Origin of the sequence: Acetobacter sp. DmW_136 (genome assembly GCF_008690365.1) — a bacterium.
In the GTDB taxonomy this organism is placed as follows: Bacteria; Pseudomonadota; Alphaproteobacteria; order Acetobacterales; family Acetobacteraceae; genus Acetobacter; species Acetobacter oryzifermentans.
In genome coordinates this window covers 168,887-185,517 of the sequence record NZ_VHON01000070.1, presented here as the reverse complement: position 1 = coordinate 185,517, position 16,631 = coordinate 168,887, and the positions used below count along the sequence as shown (strand labels likewise).

General features: G+C 49.4%; 17 protein-coding genes and 3 pseudogenes. 8 read left to right on the top strand and 12 right to left on the bottom strand.

Translation table 11 applies throughout. The features are described from left to right. Positions 1–149 precede the first annotated feature (149 nt). The 6 genes and pseudogenes from FKW31_RS15320 to FKW31_RS15305 form a co-directional block, all read right to left on the bottom strand. A pseudogene (locus FKW31_RS15320) lies at positions 150–344 on the bottom strand (transposase); the annotation flags it as partial. 408 nt (positions 345–752) lie between these two features. Further along, a complete protein-coding gene (locus tag FKW31_RS16210) occupies positions 753–1,217 on the bottom strand; it encodes an FAD-dependent oxidoreductase (RefSeq protein ID WP_202878735.1) in 465 nt (154 codons plus the stop codon). Between the two features lie 99 nt (positions 1,218–1,316). Next, positions 1,317–1,532 (bottom strand): hypothetical protein, encoded by a 216-nt coding sequence (locus tag FKW31_RS16530; RefSeq protein ID WP_238332876.1) that lies wholly within the window; start codon positions 1,530–1,532, stop codon positions 1,317–1,319. A 16-nt stretch (positions 1,533–1,548) separates the two neighbouring features. Continuing rightward, positions 1,549–1,869, bottom strand: coding sequence for a hypothetical protein (locus FKW31_RS16125; protein ID WP_166443423.1), 321 nt, complete (start codon positions 1,867–1,869; stop codon positions 1,549–1,551). Between the two features lie 11 nt (positions 1,870–1,880). Beyond that, positions 1,881–2,309, bottom strand: a complete 429-nt coding sequence (locus FKW31_RS15310) for a DUF1772 domain-containing protein (protein ID WP_193562092.1) — start codon at positions 2,307–2,309, stop codon at positions 1,881–1,883. 57 nt (positions 2,310–2,366) lie between these two features. After that, on the bottom strand, positions 2,367–2,735 hold the full coding sequence (locus tag FKW31_RS15305) for an antibiotic biosynthesis monooxygenase (protein WP_089179950.1): 369 nt from the start codon (positions 2,733–2,735) through the stop codon (positions 2,367–2,369). A gap of 99 nt (positions 2,736–2,834) precedes the next feature. Here FKW31_RS15305 and FKW31_RS15300 point away from each other — a divergent pair, with 99 nt between their 5' ends. Continuing rightward, positions 2,835–3,305 (top strand): MarR family winged helix-turn-helix transcriptional regulator, encoded by a 471-nt coding sequence (locus tag FKW31_RS15300; RefSeq protein WP_089179425.1) that lies wholly within the window; start codon positions 2,835–2,837, stop codon positions 3,303–3,305. Positions 3,306–3,583: 278 nt separating this feature from the next. Here the strand turns inward: FKW31_RS15300 and FKW31_RS15295 are convergent. Next, positions 3,584–4,558: pseudogene (locus FKW31_RS15295) on the bottom strand (DDE-type integrase/transposase/recombinase). Between the two features lie 774 nt (positions 4,559–5,332). Here FKW31_RS15295 and FKW31_RS15290 point away from each other — a divergent pair. The 7 genes from FKW31_RS15290 to FKW31_RS15260 all read left to right on the top strand — a co-directional run bounded on the left by FKW31_RS15290 (position 5,333) and on the right by FKW31_RS15260 (position 11,735). Beyond that, positions 5,333–5,572, top strand: coding sequence for a redoxin domain-containing protein (locus FKW31_RS15290; RefSeq protein ID WP_370513072.1), 240 nt, complete (start codon positions 5,333–5,335; stop codon positions 5,570–5,572). A 310-nt stretch (positions 5,573–5,882) separates the two neighbouring features. Beyond that, the gene (locus FKW31_RS15285) at positions 5,883–6,506 is read left to right on the top strand and encodes an alpha/beta hydrolase (protein WP_166443427.1); all 624 of its coding nucleotides are present in this window, start codon (positions 5,883–5,885) and stop codon (positions 6,504–6,506) included. Between the two features lie 335 nt (positions 6,507–6,841). Then, the gene (gene epsC / locus FKW31_RS15280) at positions 6,842–7,705 is read left to right on the top strand and encodes a serine O-acetyltransferase EpsC (RefSeq protein WP_150178992.1); all 864 of its coding nucleotides are present in this window, start codon (positions 6,842–6,844) and stop codon (positions 7,703–7,705) included. 234 nt (positions 7,706–7,939) lie between these two features. Beyond that, on the top strand, positions 7,940–9,319 hold the full coding sequence (locus tag FKW31_RS15275; protein ID WP_150178991.1) for a family 2B encapsulin nanocompartment shell protein: 1,380 nt from the start codon (positions 7,940–7,942) through the stop codon (positions 9,317–9,319). Continuing rightward, complete coding sequence (locus FKW31_RS15270) at positions 9,303–10,892, top strand: cysteine desulfurase (protein ID WP_150178990.1); 1,590 nt, start codon at positions 9,303–9,305, stop codon at positions 10,890–10,892. The genes FKW31_RS15275 and FKW31_RS15270 overlap by 17 nt, the downstream gene beginning before the upstream one ends. A 1-nt stretch (position 10,893) precedes the next feature. Then, complete coding sequence (locus FKW31_RS15265; RefSeq protein WP_089179420.1) at positions 10,894–11,313, top strand: YeeE/YedE family protein; 420 nt, start codon at positions 10,894–10,896, stop codon at positions 11,311–11,313. Next, the gene (locus FKW31_RS15260; RefSeq protein WP_150178989.1) at positions 11,310–11,735 is read left to right on the top strand and encodes a DUF6691 family protein; all 426 of its coding nucleotides are present in this window, start codon (positions 11,310–11,312) and stop codon (positions 11,733–11,735) included. Before FKW31_RS15265 ends, FKW31_RS15260 begins: the two co-directional genes overlap by 4 nt. Before the next feature lie 118 nt (positions 11,736–11,853). On the opposite strand, the pseudogene FKW31_RS16525 reads toward FKW31_RS15260, so the two are convergent. From FKW31_RS16525 to FKW31_RS15225, 5 genes and pseudogenes are all read right to left on the bottom strand, one after another. Further along, a pseudogene (locus FKW31_RS16525) lies at positions 11,854–12,751 on the bottom strand (IS3 family transposase); the annotation flags it as partial. A gap of 271 nt (positions 12,752–13,022) precedes the next feature. Next, entirely contained in the window at positions 13,023–13,586 is a 564-nt protein-coding gene (gene pnuC / locus FKW31_RS15240) for a nicotinamide riboside transporter PnuC (protein WP_150178987.1), read from the bottom strand. A 35-nt stretch (positions 13,587–13,621) separates the two neighbouring features. Then, positions 13,622–14,518, bottom strand: a complete 897-nt coding sequence (locus FKW31_RS15235) for a sulfurtransferase (protein WP_150178986.1) — start codon at positions 14,516–14,518, stop codon at positions 13,622–13,624. Between the two features lie 5 nt (positions 14,519–14,523). Continuing rightward, on the bottom strand, positions 14,524–15,687 hold the full coding sequence (locus FKW31_RS15230; protein WP_166443426.1) for a phosphotransferase enzyme family protein: 1,164 nt from the start codon (positions 15,685–15,687) through the stop codon (positions 14,524–14,526). Then, entirely contained in the window at positions 15,684–16,631 is a 948-nt protein-coding gene (locus tag FKW31_RS15225) for an ABC transporter substrate-binding protein (RefSeq protein ID WP_150178985.1), read from the bottom strand. The genes FKW31_RS15230 and FKW31_RS15225 overlap by 4 nt, the downstream gene beginning before the upstream one ends.

Below are 16,631 nucleotides of genomic sequence, written 5' to 3'. Positions count from 1 at the left end.
TTTATTGCTTATGAAAAATTCTTTTGTGCAAAACAGACTTTTTCATAATCTAACCCGATGCACAACCCTTCTGTGAGATTTCCGCGTCGATCATCAGACGCTTCGAACGGTCAGAGTGTTGTGTCAGGGTGACAAAGAGATCCAGTCAAAACACTCAGGCGGCTCCACCGGATAAAGCGATTATACAAACTGGTGTGCGGAGTCTTGTGCGGACGATACGCTTTCGGAGCATCTTTCCACTGAAGACCGTTACGAATTACATAAACGATCGCGCTCAGAATACGCTGATCATCCACGTGTGGCACTCTGTGCGCCAGAGGAAACAACGGCTCAATCCGCTTCATCTAGCTCTCAGACAGTATAAACACATCACTCACAGGCCCGCCCTCCATCGGTAAGCCTGTGAATCACAAACGTTCGCTCAGTTCAATAAATTAATAGATCCTGAGCTTAAAAAGGCTTTTCTGACCAGCCAGAAGACTGCGCTCAGTAATCAGGAGACAGCGCTGCAAATTCAGGAAAGCCGTTTGGTGGCAAGTGTGAAACTGATCGTCGATCTTGGAGCGGCTGGAATACTCAACAGCTTCCATCAAACGGATCCCTGCAGGAGGATAATCCCCTTATTCCGGCCTTTCTGGAGAAATATGTCGGGAAGTAGCCCTTTATGACCTGCTTCGGGAATGTTTCTCCAGAAAGCGTGCGTGCTTCAATACCCTGTGAAGGATTCTGCATGTATCTGTGTCGGATGAACGTCAGCCTGCTTCAATAGCGTTTGCATCGCAGCCACCATGACTGGGGGGGCCTGCAAGATAGAAAACCGCTCCGGTCAGGTCGTCCAGATGACGGGAAAGCATCGCCTGCGTGACGTAACCCTGCTCTCCCTGCCAGTCGGGCTGGCGAGTCATGGTGGCGACAAGCCTGAAGTGCGGATGTGCTGCGGAAAGCTGTTGTAACTCCGACAGGAAGGCTGCCTCGCGTTCATCACGGTTGCTGTAAAACAGCGTCATGTAGCGCGTCAGGCCACGCTGTATTGAGTCCAGAATCATGCTCCGGAATGGCGTGATCCCGATCCCGATGCCACCCGCGATGAAAACCACAGGTCTCGTGTCCTGCGTCACTGCAAGATCGCCGTAAGGGCCTTCAATATCAATAACGGATCCTTCCGGCAGACCGGCAAGACAGTGTTTGAAAGCACTATCGCGTAGGCGTGTGGCCACAAGCAGAGTGCTGTCCGTCGGAGCCCCAGCAAGTGAGAAGGTCCGAATGCGTCCTGTACTGTCCGATTTATGCAGTTCAGGCAGGGTGACGTAGACGGCCTAACCTGCGGTAAAAGTAAATCCTTCCGGTTTTTTCAGGAAGAATGCGACCGTGCCATCGGCAACGTCCTCTTTCTTCTCAAGAATGGTCCGGTAGCGTTGTGCTGGTTTCAGACGGTTTTTACGACGCCATTGAGTCAGTTTCAGGCCATCACGGAAATTCAGACCAAGCAGCGTGATATTCGTCGCACCTGCAAGAAGTTCCAGAGCCTGCACACCATAGAATGATGCATCAAACAGGCCTGCCCGGGCTCTCGCGGCGAGGAACAGGGCCGACGGAATAAGGATTAGGATACCGTGCGGCAATGAAGGGCATGCGCCTGAGTTTTGTACCAAGCAGCCCGGTGCGCTGCCCTTGCGATAGAAAGACGCCCGAACCTCCTGTTGCGGCGAGTGCCGGGACAAGCAAAAGAAATCCCCATGGGATCGTTATCTTGACAGCGATCACAATATCCCGGGACAGAAAAAGCTCGGAGATGACCGTAGAAAGCCAGAAGGTTGCGATGGTCAGAAGCGCCACCACTCCGGCAAGGGGATGAATCAGTCTCGGCATGATGAGGCTCTCTACCGGTTGCACGCCCACACGCCGAGCGCCGATGCGGCAACGGCCAGTGCGATGCGGATATTGTGAAGACGAAGCCAGGTATCGAGTTGCCCTGATACCTGATCCAGAGGGAGGCTTCCGGTGGAGAAGCCCGTATTGGCAGGCACGAACCAGCCGATTGTCAGGAAGATAACAGCGGCGATGCAGACGGCGGCACTTGTCCAGAGAAGCCGGTTGACGGGATCGGCGCGGTCAATCCAGATCATGCTCGCCAGCCCGATAAGAGTTGGAAGGACGACAGGCGGAATGGCTTTCTGAATGTATCCCCCATTGTGAGCAAACCATGCCAGGAATTGCTCGGGAGGGAGGTTTTTCCAGTAATTTCCGAGAATGACCCCGATTGCAAGCATGACGCCTGCAAACATGGCGGGGCCGATAATGGCCAGCATGCGGCATAAAAGTCTCATGACATGCTTCCCTGCATCCGATTGCCACGAACCAGAGGATCAGGCTGTGCAGATACCTGCGACGCCCACCTTCTGGAACAGATGCGGTCTTGCAATGGCGGAGGACGGATAGGCCTTCAGCTTCGAGCGGAACTCAGGATGCGTGAAGGCGGCGCGAAACGCCTCATTTGATTCCCAGACAGCATAGTTCAGGTATGTCGGGCTCTCACCCAGGGCACGGTGCAACTGGGTCGAAATAAATCCGGGCTGGCGTTTCATGAAACCGGCATCGTCTTTCCAGACTTCGAGAAACCGCTCTTCGTCCGCTGCATCGAGGGTGAACAGATTGATCAGGACAACCGGAGCCGCCTTGATCTCAAGTTGGCGCTCAATTGGGAAATTGTCGTCCAGCGGCTTTCTGTGAGACATTTTGGACACCATCCATGTTGATTGCATAGCGACAGTTCGCTACGTCTGAAGTATATGTCTATATGACATCATGATGCCAATAAAAAAGGATGATGACAAATGCCGGAAGTTCCCGCTGATCCGAAAGGTCAGGCTTTGACGGATCTGATTCTGACAGTTTTCAGGACGAATAACCTGCTTCTGCTCTGGGGAGACCGTCTGGTTTCCTCTTTCGGTCTGACCAGCGCCCGATGGCAGATTTTGGGGGCTATCGTTCATGCAGAGCGGTCCCAGCCGGTTGCATGGCTTGCGCGCGATCTCGGAGCTAATCGCCAGAATGTGCAAAGGATTGTTAATGATCTGCATCATGAAGGGTTGGTTGTTTTTGCCCCCAATCCTCACCACAGACGGGCACATCTTGTCGTTCTTACGGAAAAGGGACGTGAGATTTATGATGCCGCAATTGGGGTTTACACGCCACGCGTGAATGCTTTGGCGGAAGAAATGAGTATTGATGATATTCAAGGGGCATATAATTTAATGGAGACATTAAGATGTCATATCGAACGTGATTTAGATATTAATAAATGATAAATAATGTATTATTCCGTAATTATATAAAGAGCGGCTGGCTCGTCTGAGCGAGCTTGGCGATCAGTTTGAAGTGTTTTCCCGAACTGTAAATTTTTAGGTGTTGCTATGACATCGGTCGCCAGACCGTCGGGGTTAAGCCTCACGTTACGAGCCCACAGGGTGTGCGGGGGATGAAGGGAAGAGGTTCGACCGACAGGGCGATCAGGTGAATGTTCCTTCCGCAATGCTGTGGGCAAGCCGGACGACCAGTGCGTCTGTGCCATCACAAAGCACTTCTAGGTGTCAGGTTGTGATACATCCTTGGGATAATCGATGATTTTATCGATTTGTTTTATGAGGTCACGATGGGCTGGTTTGACGTAATCAGGATTACGGGCTGCGGGATGTTTTTCAAGCAACGACGTGATGCGCTGTGCGGGAGTTATGTCGCCCAGAACACGCTGTGGACGATGATTGTAAGCGGAACAGAAGCCTCTGAGTAGAATTTTCAGATCCTTATGGTTTGAGACACAGATCGGCAACACCTCTGTCGCGACACGGCCACTGAAGCGTTCGACCATTCCATTGGTCTGAAGGGAGTAAGCTTTGGTCCGGCGTCGGTCGATTCCCGTATCATGACAGGCGTTTTCGAAAACCTTTGCTGTAAAGCAGGAACCACGATCGGTCAGAATATGGATGATTCGGAAAGAAAGGCGGTTTTGGCAGCTTTGAGGAAATCGACGGAATTATCGGTATTCTCCGCGTCATAGACGGCCAGATGGATCGAGCGAGAGCATCTATCAATGGCGACATAGACAATGGCGACATAGAGAAAACGTTTCCACCGTTCTCCATCTGCTGTCTGCAATTTAGGCAGATGTTTCACATCGATATGGACATAACCAGGATCGTAAGTAATCCCGGAACTTTCCCTGTCCACGCACAGGTTCGGCTTTTTGCGCAAGAGGTAACCTGTTCAGTCCGGTATCTTTCAGAATACGCCAGATATTGTCCCGTTTCAGATGTGGCAGGAAATGCCTCGCGACGAAGGTCAGATCATCCAGACCGAAACCGGTCGCACGCCGAAGCTAACAGATAATGGCACGCTCTTCCTTCGAGGCTTTCCAGGCCAGTTTCCATGGACGGCTGCTGCGGTTCTGGCAGGCGTCTGAATCACGCCTGCGCCACTTGCGAACAGTTTCATTGCTGATCCCATAGCATTCGGCGAGCACGGATGTCGGTTCTAACGAACGCGCTATGTCTGCCCGGATGGCCGGTGTCGTGCGTGCCTAAGGATGGATCTGAAGCATCATTCATTCTCCCTGCAGACGGAAGAAAACCATAGAGCGTAACGCGGTATTGCACACGTTACATCATCCCAATAACGTCTCACAACCTGACAGCCTAATAGAGAGGGCTGAAACAGACGCCCCCTGAAAGAGCCTGTCGTTTGAATAGAACAGGCATTGAATTGACCTTAAAAAAAACTGTGAAAATTGAGTTGAGTTAATAATTTCGTGAAATGGGTAACCTATAATTCACGTGTAAATTTAAGCGACAAGATTTTCGGTGGAGCATCTAAATTTTAACCCAATTTTACTATGATGTTGTCAATCCGGAGTAAACCTTTGTCCTCTGGCCATGTGCAAAATATGTCACGTCCCAATTCTGCCTGACCTGTTGCAGTAATATTTAAATGAAAGTTTTTCACCCTGATGCCACTTCCATTGGGTGCGGTGTCAGGTCGTATTGAAACAAGCTGGCGGTGGTGTCAGAAAGAGCAAAAAGCACGCCCCGAGTTTCGTGCGGAGGCAAAAATAATGTCGCCCCTATAATGGCAAGAAGGGCCCCTGTGGTTAAAGCGGGCCAAAGCAATTTCCTGAGCGACAGTGTTTTTCCATGAAGTGGGATTTCTTGCTTTCTATGCTTTCGATTGCTAGGTAAATCTATTCCACTAAAAAATAATGAATTATAATTTTTACAACGATAAAAATATGTGCTTATTTTTTATATCTGATTTCATTATGTGATTCTGAGGTGAACTTATGATGCTCCAGCTTGGCCAGATTGCGCCTGATTTCGTGCAGGATAGCACGCAGGGAGTAATCCACTTTCATTCATGGATCGGGACTGCCTGGGGCATCCTGTTCAGCCATCCGAAAGATTTTATCTCCGTCTGCACAACGGAGCTTGGTGCGGTCGCCCATCTTGCGTCCGAATGGGCTAAACGAAATACCAAGGTGTTGGGCTTGTCTGTTGACGGGCTGAAAGATCATGCGGCCTAGGGAGGACGTGATCATTGCTCGCTCCATTAGTGATGAGCAGGCGAAAACGCTTTTTCCTCAGGGATGGAAGACTCTCAGACCGTATCTACGGTTAGTGAAATTTTCATAAAACAAGCACAAATAGACTGGTCAAAAGGGGATTATCAGAGTGCGACACAATGTTATCAAGCGGACGTCTGAAGCAAAATACGCAAGAACCATGCATTCTGCAGTCAAAAGTAAAGCTGTGTCACAGTCGCCATTTTTGCGACAGAACTTGGTGAAGCAAAGAGCCCCATCTTTACAGAGCCAAGTCGGGAGTGATGACAGAGTGCCTGATAATATTGTTCGGCATCTTTCCGCGTCTCTCACCGCATTTGAGCTTGTTGTCGTGCCAGGTTTAGATGGTTCTGCCCGTCATCATTGGCAGTCAATGTGGCAGAATTTCTTTCAGGCTAAAGGAATTTCTATCAGGAGAGTTAATCAAAAAATCTGGTCGACGCCTCATTATAACCGTTGGATTATGACTCTAGTTTCTACGGTTGAAAAGAGTAGGAAGCCGGTTTTGCTTGTGGGTCATAGTCTGGGATGCATTCTGATTGCCCATGCTGTTGAACAAGGGCTTTTACCAGATACCGTCGCCGGGGCTTTGTTGGTTGCGCCTGCTGATGTCGAGAATGGGCCTACACAGGATATTTCTCGTGTTGCAGCTTTTAGTCCGGTACCGATCTCACCGTTACCTTTTCCGGCCCTGGTTGTTGGTAGCCGTAATGATCCATGGTTGAGTGTCACGCGAGCTCGCATGTTTGCCAAGCACTGGAATGCTTCTTTTGTTGATGCAGGTCGTAAGGGGCATATCGGCAATCAGAGTCATCTTGGGTGCTGGTCAGATGGTTTGATGTTTTTGGATCGGCTGACGCAGACCGTTTTAATAGAAAAAACAGGTTTACGGTAACCCCATAAAAAAACACTGCAATAAGTGGATTATGATGATTTTTTGTAAAATTCATCTTCTATAGGCTCTTTCCTTGTGTCGGTGACATGTAGATCAATGATATTAAAGAAGAATTATATATTAAAATATAACACTATATTATTATAACTTTCAAAGTATAGTTCTTAATGAGGTGATTTTCACTATGGCTATATCGCTTTGTGTTGTATCCAGAGTAAAGCACAGTATTCTGCATATTTTTAAATGGATGATCCGTTTTTTACCTGAGTGTATGATCTGAGAAATCATTTCCAGAAAATAGTCTTTAAAAACGGTTTCGAAAGTAATGACTCACAATGGGTGATCAGATTTATGTGTCTCGTGAACAAACAACGGACAAAGAACATTTATTGTCAGCTATCAACGCAGCCGGAAAAATTGCCCCTCAGACTGTATGGGATATCCTGAAAGTAGATCCTAATCCACTTCTGAAGGATTTACTGGAAAGAAGTGGTGGCGAAAATATAAATCCAGAAGAAAAATTTTCTATGGTTCTGTCATTATGTTTGTCAGAAAAATTATCGTTAGAAAAAGAAGAGATTTTGCGTCTTTATAGTTTTTTTCAGGAGTTTTATATGGTGTGTCCGCATCTTGTTACTGCTGCGTGTTCTGATCTAACAGCTTTATATAATCGGAATCCTGCAATGCATGATTATGGAACGGCTTTTTTAGAATTTAAAGGATATCATGCTCTACAATGTTACCGTGTTGCACATGGTTTGTGGGAAGAAAATAGGTTAACGGCAGCCAGGTTTTTTCAAAGCCTGATTTCGGAGCGATGGAACATTGATATCCATCCAGCCGCTGTTTTGGGTGAACGTCTTATTCTCGACCATGGAACAGGAATTGTGATTGGCGAAACAACTATTGTCGAAAATGATGTTGTGCTCTTTCAGGGCATAACACTGGGAGGTACTGGAAAAGAGACAGGGAAGCGCCACCCAACTGTCCGGCAAGGTTCAATAATAGGACCGGGCAGTATAATACTTGGTGATATTGAAATCGGACAAGGTGCAAAAATAGGAAGTGGGTCAGTTGTTGTGAAAAATGTTTCACCCTTCACGTGTGTCTTTGGTAACCCAGCACAGGTGGTAGGACAGCATACTCATTTGCCCGGACTGACATTCGATCTATCTCTTCCTCCTATTGACTACATATAATAACAATAAAAAACGTGATATATTAAATTCACTTTTGTATACGTTTTTTATTGACGTTTGGTGTAAGGGTGTTACGGTCAGAGTTACGGTTTCCTAATTTAGGTATACCAGGTAATATTCTGGAGCGAAAAAATGGTTCATCCTGTTCGTCCACAAATACGATGTTGTTAGATATCTATAAAAATAAATAAGCGTGTTCTTTATAGTATTAAAAATTACAGGATATATTTGTTCATGACTGACATTCAGCCTACATATTCAGGCGCGTCTGCGCTTGATCGTAATTTGTCCGCAAGGCAGCTTTCAACAGCACATGTTACCCGCGTTCAGAATCTGGAACGTACGCCTCGTTGGTTACACCGGCTTTTGCCATGGGTTAATGTTGGGGGCGGTGTTTTTCGTGTTAACAGGCGTCGCATCATTTCATCGCGATTTGCCGGTGTGGTTTTTTCGGGGCAGGGAAATAGTATTGCTCCTACTTCTGAAAGTCTGTCTTTTTTTCCAGGTTTTTCAGGTCAGGATCTGGAAGATATTCAGGTTATCAGTAAAGCATTCAAGTCTCAGAAGCTGTCTGCTGGTAAAGAGTTTTCGATTGAGGATGGCAGTCTTCTGATTGTCGTGAATGGGCAGGTTCAACAGAAAGCGACTACACCAGAGGGACGACAAGTCAGGAATCTGTTTTTGACTGCCGGTCAAAGCGGTATTGTGCAGCATAATACACACTATGGTCCGCTTATTGCTACGGGAGATACGACGGTTGTTACGCTGTCACCTACTCTGGCAGAGAAATACCCTTGGTTAACTGATGCATTTGAGCAAATCAATCGGGAAGGGAGGGCGAGCGCAGGTGTAAATAAATATGGAGAGTCAGCCATTCAGGTTCTTTCCAGTGTTGATGGTGAGCCCAAATTGCCTACAACGTTCGTGGATTATCAGGATCATCCGCGCGAATATTATCTGCATTCCCTGCAAACTGTCCTGCGCACCCATACGCGTATTACCGATCTTTATAGCAACGAGTTCGATCAGCTGCGTGAGCAGGTTAGGGTGGTTATAGATGTCATTCGGGAGCGTGAAGAGTGGGAGCTTCTAAACAATCCTGAATTCGGCTTGCTGCGAGAGACTGCGATTGCCCAACGTCTTCCAACGCGAAATGGCCCGCCGACACCGGATGATCTGGATGAGCTTCTTACCAAAGTTTGGAAAAAACCTGGTTTTTTCTTGGCACATCCCAAAGCCATTGCGGCCTTTGGCCGTGAGGCAACACGTCGAGGCGTTCCGCCGCCAACAGTCACCCTTTTTGGTTCACCTTTTCTAACATGGCGTGGCATTCCTCTTGTTCCGTCAGACAAAATTCCGGTTTCTGAATTTGGGGAAACCAGCATTCTGTTGCTTCGGGTCGGTGAGGAAGAGCAGGGTGTCATCGGGTTGCATAATACTGGCATTACAGGCGAGGTCGAGCCGGGCCTTTCTGTGCGCTACAGCGGAACGGACCAGTTCTCGGTCGCATCTCATCTGATCACACGCTACTTTTCCGCTGCTGTTCTGGTTGAAGATGCCATTGCCCGGCTCGATAACGTGCTGATTGGAAATTACTATGACTACGCCCCCTGATGTTAGCGATGCGCCACCCATCACGGCGCATCAGACTCTTCTTGTTCGTGCCTTTCAGGATGTTCTGAACGAGGGGGTGGCTGGCGCTGCTCCCTTTGGCCACCAGCAGCTTACGGCACCAGCATTTGCGTCAGGAGCGGATGTGTCTGGTTACGAACCTGTATGGTCAAGAACGCCAGTGACAGCCCCCGCGTCGCCAGACACTCAGTTTGGCGCTCTTTCCGAAAAAGCTGTTTCACCGTTTTTCTCTGGAGCATTCTCGCTGCCAGTCCGGCCTTCTGTAATGCATCTGCCAGAAGAGGGTTCAGCCAAGCCTTATTTTTTGCAGGATAAATCACATATTACGGGAAAAATACTGTCCGCATATGATATCCGGCAGATTAAGAATGATTTTCCTATTCTCAATCAGTCGGTCAACGGACATAAGCTGATCTGGCTGGATAATGCCGCGACAACGCAAAAGCCACGCGCTGTGATTGATGCGACCTCTCATTTTTATGAGCGTGATAATTCAAATATCCATCGTGCAGCGCATACTCTCGCAGCGCGCGCCACAGATGCGTTTGAAGGAGCACGGGAAAAGCTCCGGCGTTTTATTGGTGCGCGCGAGGCTGCGGAGATTGTTTTTGTTAGAGGCACAACGGAAGCTATCAATCTGGTAGCGCAAAGCTACGGCCGTGCCAATATTGGTAATGGTGATGAAATTCTGATCACCACAATTGAGCATCATGCTAACATTGTGCCATGGCAATTGCTGGCCAAACAGACAGGAGCCGTCTTACGGATTGCTCCGGTGAATGATAAAGGTGAGCTACTGCTTGAACAGTTTGCAGCCCTTCTATCCGGGCGAACGAAAATTGTTGCGGTGACGCATGTTGCCAATGCGCTGGGTACGATTAATCCGATTGAGCAGATTATTCCCTTAGCGCATGCATATGGTGTGCCTGTTCTGGTGGATGCTGCGCAATCCTCCCCCCATTTGCCGCTGAATGTTGCGGCTCTGGATGCAGACTTTCTGGTGCTGTCTGGTCACAAAGTGTACGGTCCGACCGGGATTGGTATTCTGTATGGTAAACGTGCACTCCTTGAGGCCATGCCGCCCTGGCAGGGTGGTGGGCATATGATACGGGATGTCACGTTTACTCATACGGAGTTTCAGGGACTGCCCGAGAAATTTGAGGCGGGCACGCCGGACATAGCCGGGGCTGTTGGTCTGGGAGCTGCGGTAGATTATCTGGAGAAGATAGGTCTGCCAGTCATTGCAGCACATGAACATGCTTTGCTTGAGTATGCCACTTCTGAATTTGAGCGCCTACCGGGTGTCAGGATTATCGGCACGGCAGCGGCCAAGGCAAGTGTTTTGTCTTTTGTTGTCGAAGGGCATGATGTTACGGACGTGGCAAAATATCTGGATGGTTATGGTATTGCCGCACGTTCCGGTCATCACTGCGCGCAACCAGCGCTTCGGCGTTTCGGTGTGGAGGCGACGGTTCGGGCATCCTTCGGTCTTTACAACAGTTTTGAGGATGTGGATGCTCTGGTCTCTTCGCTCAGGTCACTGATAAGGCACTGACATGACACTTGCAGTTCTGACTGCACTGGGCGGCGGTCTTCTGATAGGGAGTGCCGCCGTTTTTTTGAAGGCCGCAACAGGGCATATTCTTGGCGTCAGTGGTATTCTGGGTCATGCCTCCTCGTGCTCCGCAGGGAGCTGGCGGTGGGCGTTTCTCGCTGGTGTGGTTGGTGCAGCGGTTGTCATGCGCGGTATGGGTGTTTTGGTACCAGCAAGTTTCAGCCAGTTGGGATGGGAACGTTTGCTGGTTGCGGGGCTGCTGACAGGAGCAGGAACCAGACTGGCCAATGGGTGTACCAGTGGTCATGGCGTGTGTGGGTTGGGAAATCTGTCCGGGCGTTCTTTGATTGCGGTTCTGGTTTTTATGGGAACAGCCGGGTTTGTTGTCTTTCTTCAGCACAACAGGAGCTGGCTTTCATGAAGACTGTGGCGGCCGCGTTCTGTGGCTTTATTTTTTCTCTTGGCCTGATGGTTTCAGGGATGGCAGATCCTGCCAATGTGTTGGGCTTTCTGGACGTGACAGGCGCGTGGAACTCTCTTCTGGCTTTTGTCATGGGAGGTGCTGTTGCTATCACGCTTCCCGGTTTCTGGTGGCTTCGGCACAGGCAGCTTACGGGGCGGCCTTCTGATGATGCGCTACTTTGGCCGAAGCGCTGGCCGCCAGATGCGCCGCTTGTGGCAGGTGCCATCCTGTTTGGTGTTGGCTGGGGACTGACTGGCGTTTGCCCCGGCCCGGCTCTTGTTCTGCTCGGCCTGGACGGTTGGAAAGCATGGCTTCTGGTTGTGAGCATTTTGCTCGGTTGGAAAGGTACGCAGTACCTGCAAAACAATCATATGCGATAAAGCAATAGATTGTCTGCCTCGCTTGTTGCGTAAGCAGACAATCGGTATCAGGAACCTTCTGGTTAATACGGTCAAGGTGGGGGGGCGAAAAACTGGACTTGTGCCGGTTTTATGTCGGCTAGGAAATGCTAATGCCGTCCAGATATGAATGGCGTCGACGTGGATTGTAGAAACCATAGATATACTGGAAGATGGCAGCAGTCGTCTGACGACGGGTTAGCCAGTTTTGCCTCCAGAGCCATTGTGTTGCGGCCTCCTGCACATTCTGAATGCTTTCAAACAAAGACTGCTCTAGGCGTTCCCGCCGGACAGTTCTTTTGTAGCTTTCGATATAGGCGTTCTGCTGTGGGTTGTTAGGTTGCGTATAGATCAGGTTAATTCCCTATTTTTCGGCCCATGAAACCAACGTATAACTGACATATTCAGGGCCATTGTCCATTCTGATAGCCTCTGGCCTACCGCGCCACTCCATAACCTGTTCCATGCAGCGGACCATCCGATAGGTCGGCAAAGAAAAATCAACCTCAATCACCAATCTTTCACGATTGAAGTCATTCAGGATGTTCAGGAGCCGAAAAGCAGGTTCATCCATCAGACAGTCCGCCATGAAATCCATGGACCAGGCCCTGTTTGGAATATCTGGGACCGCCGATTGCTTTTCAGGCTTTTCGCGAACAAGGCGCCTACGCAGTTTAATCCGCAGGTTGAATTCCAGATCCCGATAAATCCGATAAACCCGCTTATGGTTCCAGAGATGTCCCTGCACATTGTGCAGATACAGGAAACACAGACCAAATCCCCATCTCCTATGAGCCTGTGTCAGTCCCGTCAGCAGATCGGCAATCCTGTCATTCTCCTCTGCCAGTCTTGGACGATAGCGAAAGCAGGTCTCGGATATCTCAAAAATCCGACTGGTCAGTGCAATGCTGCCCCGTGATGTGCCACAGCCTGTGCGGCCAGTTTCTGGCGCTGGGCTGGCTGCTTCATTTGTTCCCCAAAGCCTCCTTCAGAATCTCCTCATTCTATACGCTGAGAAAATTCTCATTCAAAAACCGCTCTTTTTGTGGGGGGATTACCCTCGTAACTACGTACAAGTTTTGATACCAAACGGTAAAAGCCACCTTCATGGATGGCTTTTTTACGTCTAAATAGCCACGTAGGGAGATATTCAGGCTTTCTAAGCGTAACTTTCTCAATAAGAAAGGGCATAAATATGCTAAAAAGGAGAGATTCAACTTATGATATTTAAAAATGGTAGGTTTTGAATATTCATGTTGGCCAGAAAACTTAGTGGGTATTGATATCTCGCTTCCATGTAAAGACACCGTACATCGCAAGTAAGGAAAATACAGTATATAGACTAGCTGTTAAAAAATCTGTGCGGTATAAAAAAAGCCACGCATATATAAAGTCGACAAAAATCCATAAATACCAGTTTTCCATATATTTTCGTGTTGTCCATAAAGAAGCCAAAAGACTTAAGCACATCAAGACTGAGTCAATATAAGGTTGTGGATCATTCGTGAAATGAGAAAAACCCCATCCAACGGGAAGACCAATACACGCGGTTAACACTACCTGAGTTCTGAGATTTCTGGGTATGAGTGAGTGGAAATGGTTTTGTTTTTTTGGAGCTTTTTTGGGAGTTCTCCATGAGTACCAACCATATCCAAGAATGATGCAATAGATAGCTTGCAACAGCATGTCGCCATAAAGGTGCCAGAGATAAAATTGGCGCAGGTAGAGGATGACCCCAACCATGCCAACCGGCCAGCACATCATGTTCCGTCGGGCCGTAAGCCAGACCCCTGTGATATTGATAGCAACTGCTGCGGCTTCCAAAGAAGGCACGTTTTTTTCTCACGTTTGATGATGAGGGCGTAAATTCACGCTGGATTTGTCACCAGTGGCAGTTCAGGGTTTGCCGACCATTCCTGTAATGACCCATCATAAAGAGTGGTATCAAAATGCCCGACAAGTGTGAGAGCGACCGCGACAACGGCAGCAGAAATACCGCCCCCGCAATACAGAACAAGAGGAAGGGCCTTGTGTGTGAGCAAGGGTTGAAGAATGCTCCGCAACTCTGGAACGCTTTTGTACAAACCCTGCTCGTTTAATAGGCTGCGTGCAGGTAAATTCAGACTGTGGGGAATATGTCCGCGCCTGCTGTAGCGGGTTGGAGTTGTACCATCGAACACGCTTTTGGATAAGGCGCAGACAAGCGTGCCCTTTTCCGTTCCGTCGGCAATACGTAGCACGCGTTGACGGTCGCACCAAAGCTGGGGCTGGAGGGTAAAAGTGGCATGCGGCCTTACCCTTCTGTTGATATTGTCCAGTTGAGGTAAGCTATTTTTTGTGGCGATTGGTTGCCCCGCATTTTGCCATGCTCTGTATCCGCCATCCAGAATACGTGCGTTAACACCAACGCTGCGAAGCATCCACCAGAGGCGTGCAGCCCAGAAACCATCGGTTTTATCGTATAAAACGGGTGTGATCTGTGGGGTAATGCCCTGTGCAGCAAAGCGTATGGCCAGCTCTTCCAGGGGAGGAAGGGCAAAGCTGAAAGATTGGGATGTATCGGCAAGGTCGTGCGTCAGATCCAGATGTTGCGCGCGGGGAATATGGCCTTCACACCATTGCGCTCGACCAGATTCAACCCGGTAATCTCCGTCAAACCGGGGGGAGGGGAGTACTACGCTGGTATCAAAAAGAGCCAACGTAGGGTCTTGTCTGCGCTCGGACAGTTCAGCAACGCTGATAAGGGGAGATACGGAATGTGCCATGTTGGTTATGCGGCCTTGCTGCCAAGTGTATGAAGGTGCCTGATAAGGCGTTGTCCTTGCGGTGAGGCAAACCAGTCGGCATGCCCCAGAAGGTAGGTATTGTAAGCCAAAGCGGCATTTTGTCTGTCGTTCAGAAGGCCGGCAAAATAGTCTATTTCGCTGAGTGCAAAGTCAGTGTGCACAATGGGGAGTATACCGGCCAAGGCTTGTATATCTGTAGTGCTGAGTGGCGTTATGCTGGAATAACCAGCAAGTAATGCTTCCAGTTGATCCAAATTTGCAGTGGGGGCAACGCCATTTTCCATATCCAGCCAGGAGATCAGATTACGCTCTATGGCGGTTGCGAGGTCGAATAATGCGGAACTTTTGCTCGCCAGACCAAAGTCTAGAACTGAGGAGACTGTCCCGTTTGATCCGGCAGCAGACCAGAGCAGATTGGAGGCATGCCAGTCTCCGTGTGTCCAAAGCCGAGGGGCTGCGTGCAAAATGGCATGCGCGTTAGCATGGTATGGTGCAAGCAGGTGTGTCTGAATATCGTGTTTCCAGTTCCGTTCGTGCAGAAAGCTGGCCAGTCCGGGTCGAAGGTGCAAATCTGCGCCAAGAGCCTGCAAGGGGTCTGGCTGGCGGATCAGCCTGTCGTCGGAGACAAGCAGATGTGTGCTGCGGGGGGGCGCGTTGTAATGCTTGAGTGCTTTATGCACCCGTGCCAGCATGGTGCCCGCAGCATAGGCGTGACCTGTATTAAAAAACGGGGTCCATGACGTGCGGTCCTGATAGAGGTCCAGCCCGATGGCGATGTCATGCACTTCATAGGTCCATCCATTGTGGAGGACCATTGTTTTCCCGCTTGTTGTTTCTAGCAAAGAAGCAACGGGAATATCCTGCTGCTTCAGGTGCCCGATAAGGGCATGTTCCTCTTCCAGATTGCGCGGTGTACGCAGGGCATGCCCATGGCGTTTGACAAAAAGCATACCACGGTCGGTTCTTATTGTGGCGGCCGCAGAAAAAGGGCGTGGGCTGCGCCACAGAATGGCTTGCAGTGTGCCCGCGCGTGGAAAATGGTGCAGAACCTCCTCAAGTTCTGTGTCTTTTATATCAGGCCAGTCTGATTCTTTGCGGGTGGTACCCATGCCATGTGTATATGGGGCTGCCATTGCATATCCGCTCATGAATGTTCCTGCACGGAGTGACGGAAATCTTGTTCAATAACCGCTGAACGCCAGATATTCCTGTCAGACACAATAGCGTTTTTTGCCAGCCAATGTGTGTATTCCTCCATAACGTCCGGGCGCAGTTCTCCCCATTTTCCGTTGTGCAGCCATGTTGGTGCAATGGCTGTAAGGGACTGGCTGAGTAGTTCAGTAGGAAAATATGGTGTTGCCAGTTCATAGGCGGAAAGAGCAGAAAGCGGGTTTTGTGCTGCTGCCAGAAACCCTTTTTCAGATGCCTTGAGAAATGATCGGACTTTGTCAGGTGTTGTCTCGATTATCTCATCACGGGTGCATAGAACATAGCTGTGGTAGGCAGGTGCCCCCAGTTGCGCCAACGGCCAGACAAGACGCTCCTCCTGCGGAATGGAACTGTCCATCAGTGCTTCCCATGCCCAGTATCCTCCAAAGCTGGCGTCTGCTAGGTCATTTTGTAAATCTTCAGGATGAAACTCTCGGAATTGAGAGTTTACAATTTTGACGGCATCAGGGTCTCCACCATCGGAAGAGACAAGGTGCCGGATCATGGCAAGCCCCCGAGGCGTGGGGTTCATGGCGAGTTTCCGTCCCGCCAGATCACGTGGGCGGTTAATGTTTTTACTTTTAAGAGTCTGTATGGTTTCCAGCGCACTATGGTTTATGGCGGCAATGGCCCGCAGTGGTTCCCCACCATCACGCCGGACTAAAAGCCTGTTGACTGGTGCAACGGCAAAGTCAGCACGGGCCTGTAGCAGGTGTTCAAGGGAATCACCGTGCCACGGGTCTGGCACAGTGATATGCAGGTCCAGTCCATTTTGTTCATACCATTTTTGCTGTCGGGCAAGGTAGAAGCCTGCCGAGTTTGGCCATGGATGGAAATATTCCAGTACAAGGCATGTTGAATAAAGATTATGTGACTGTGACAT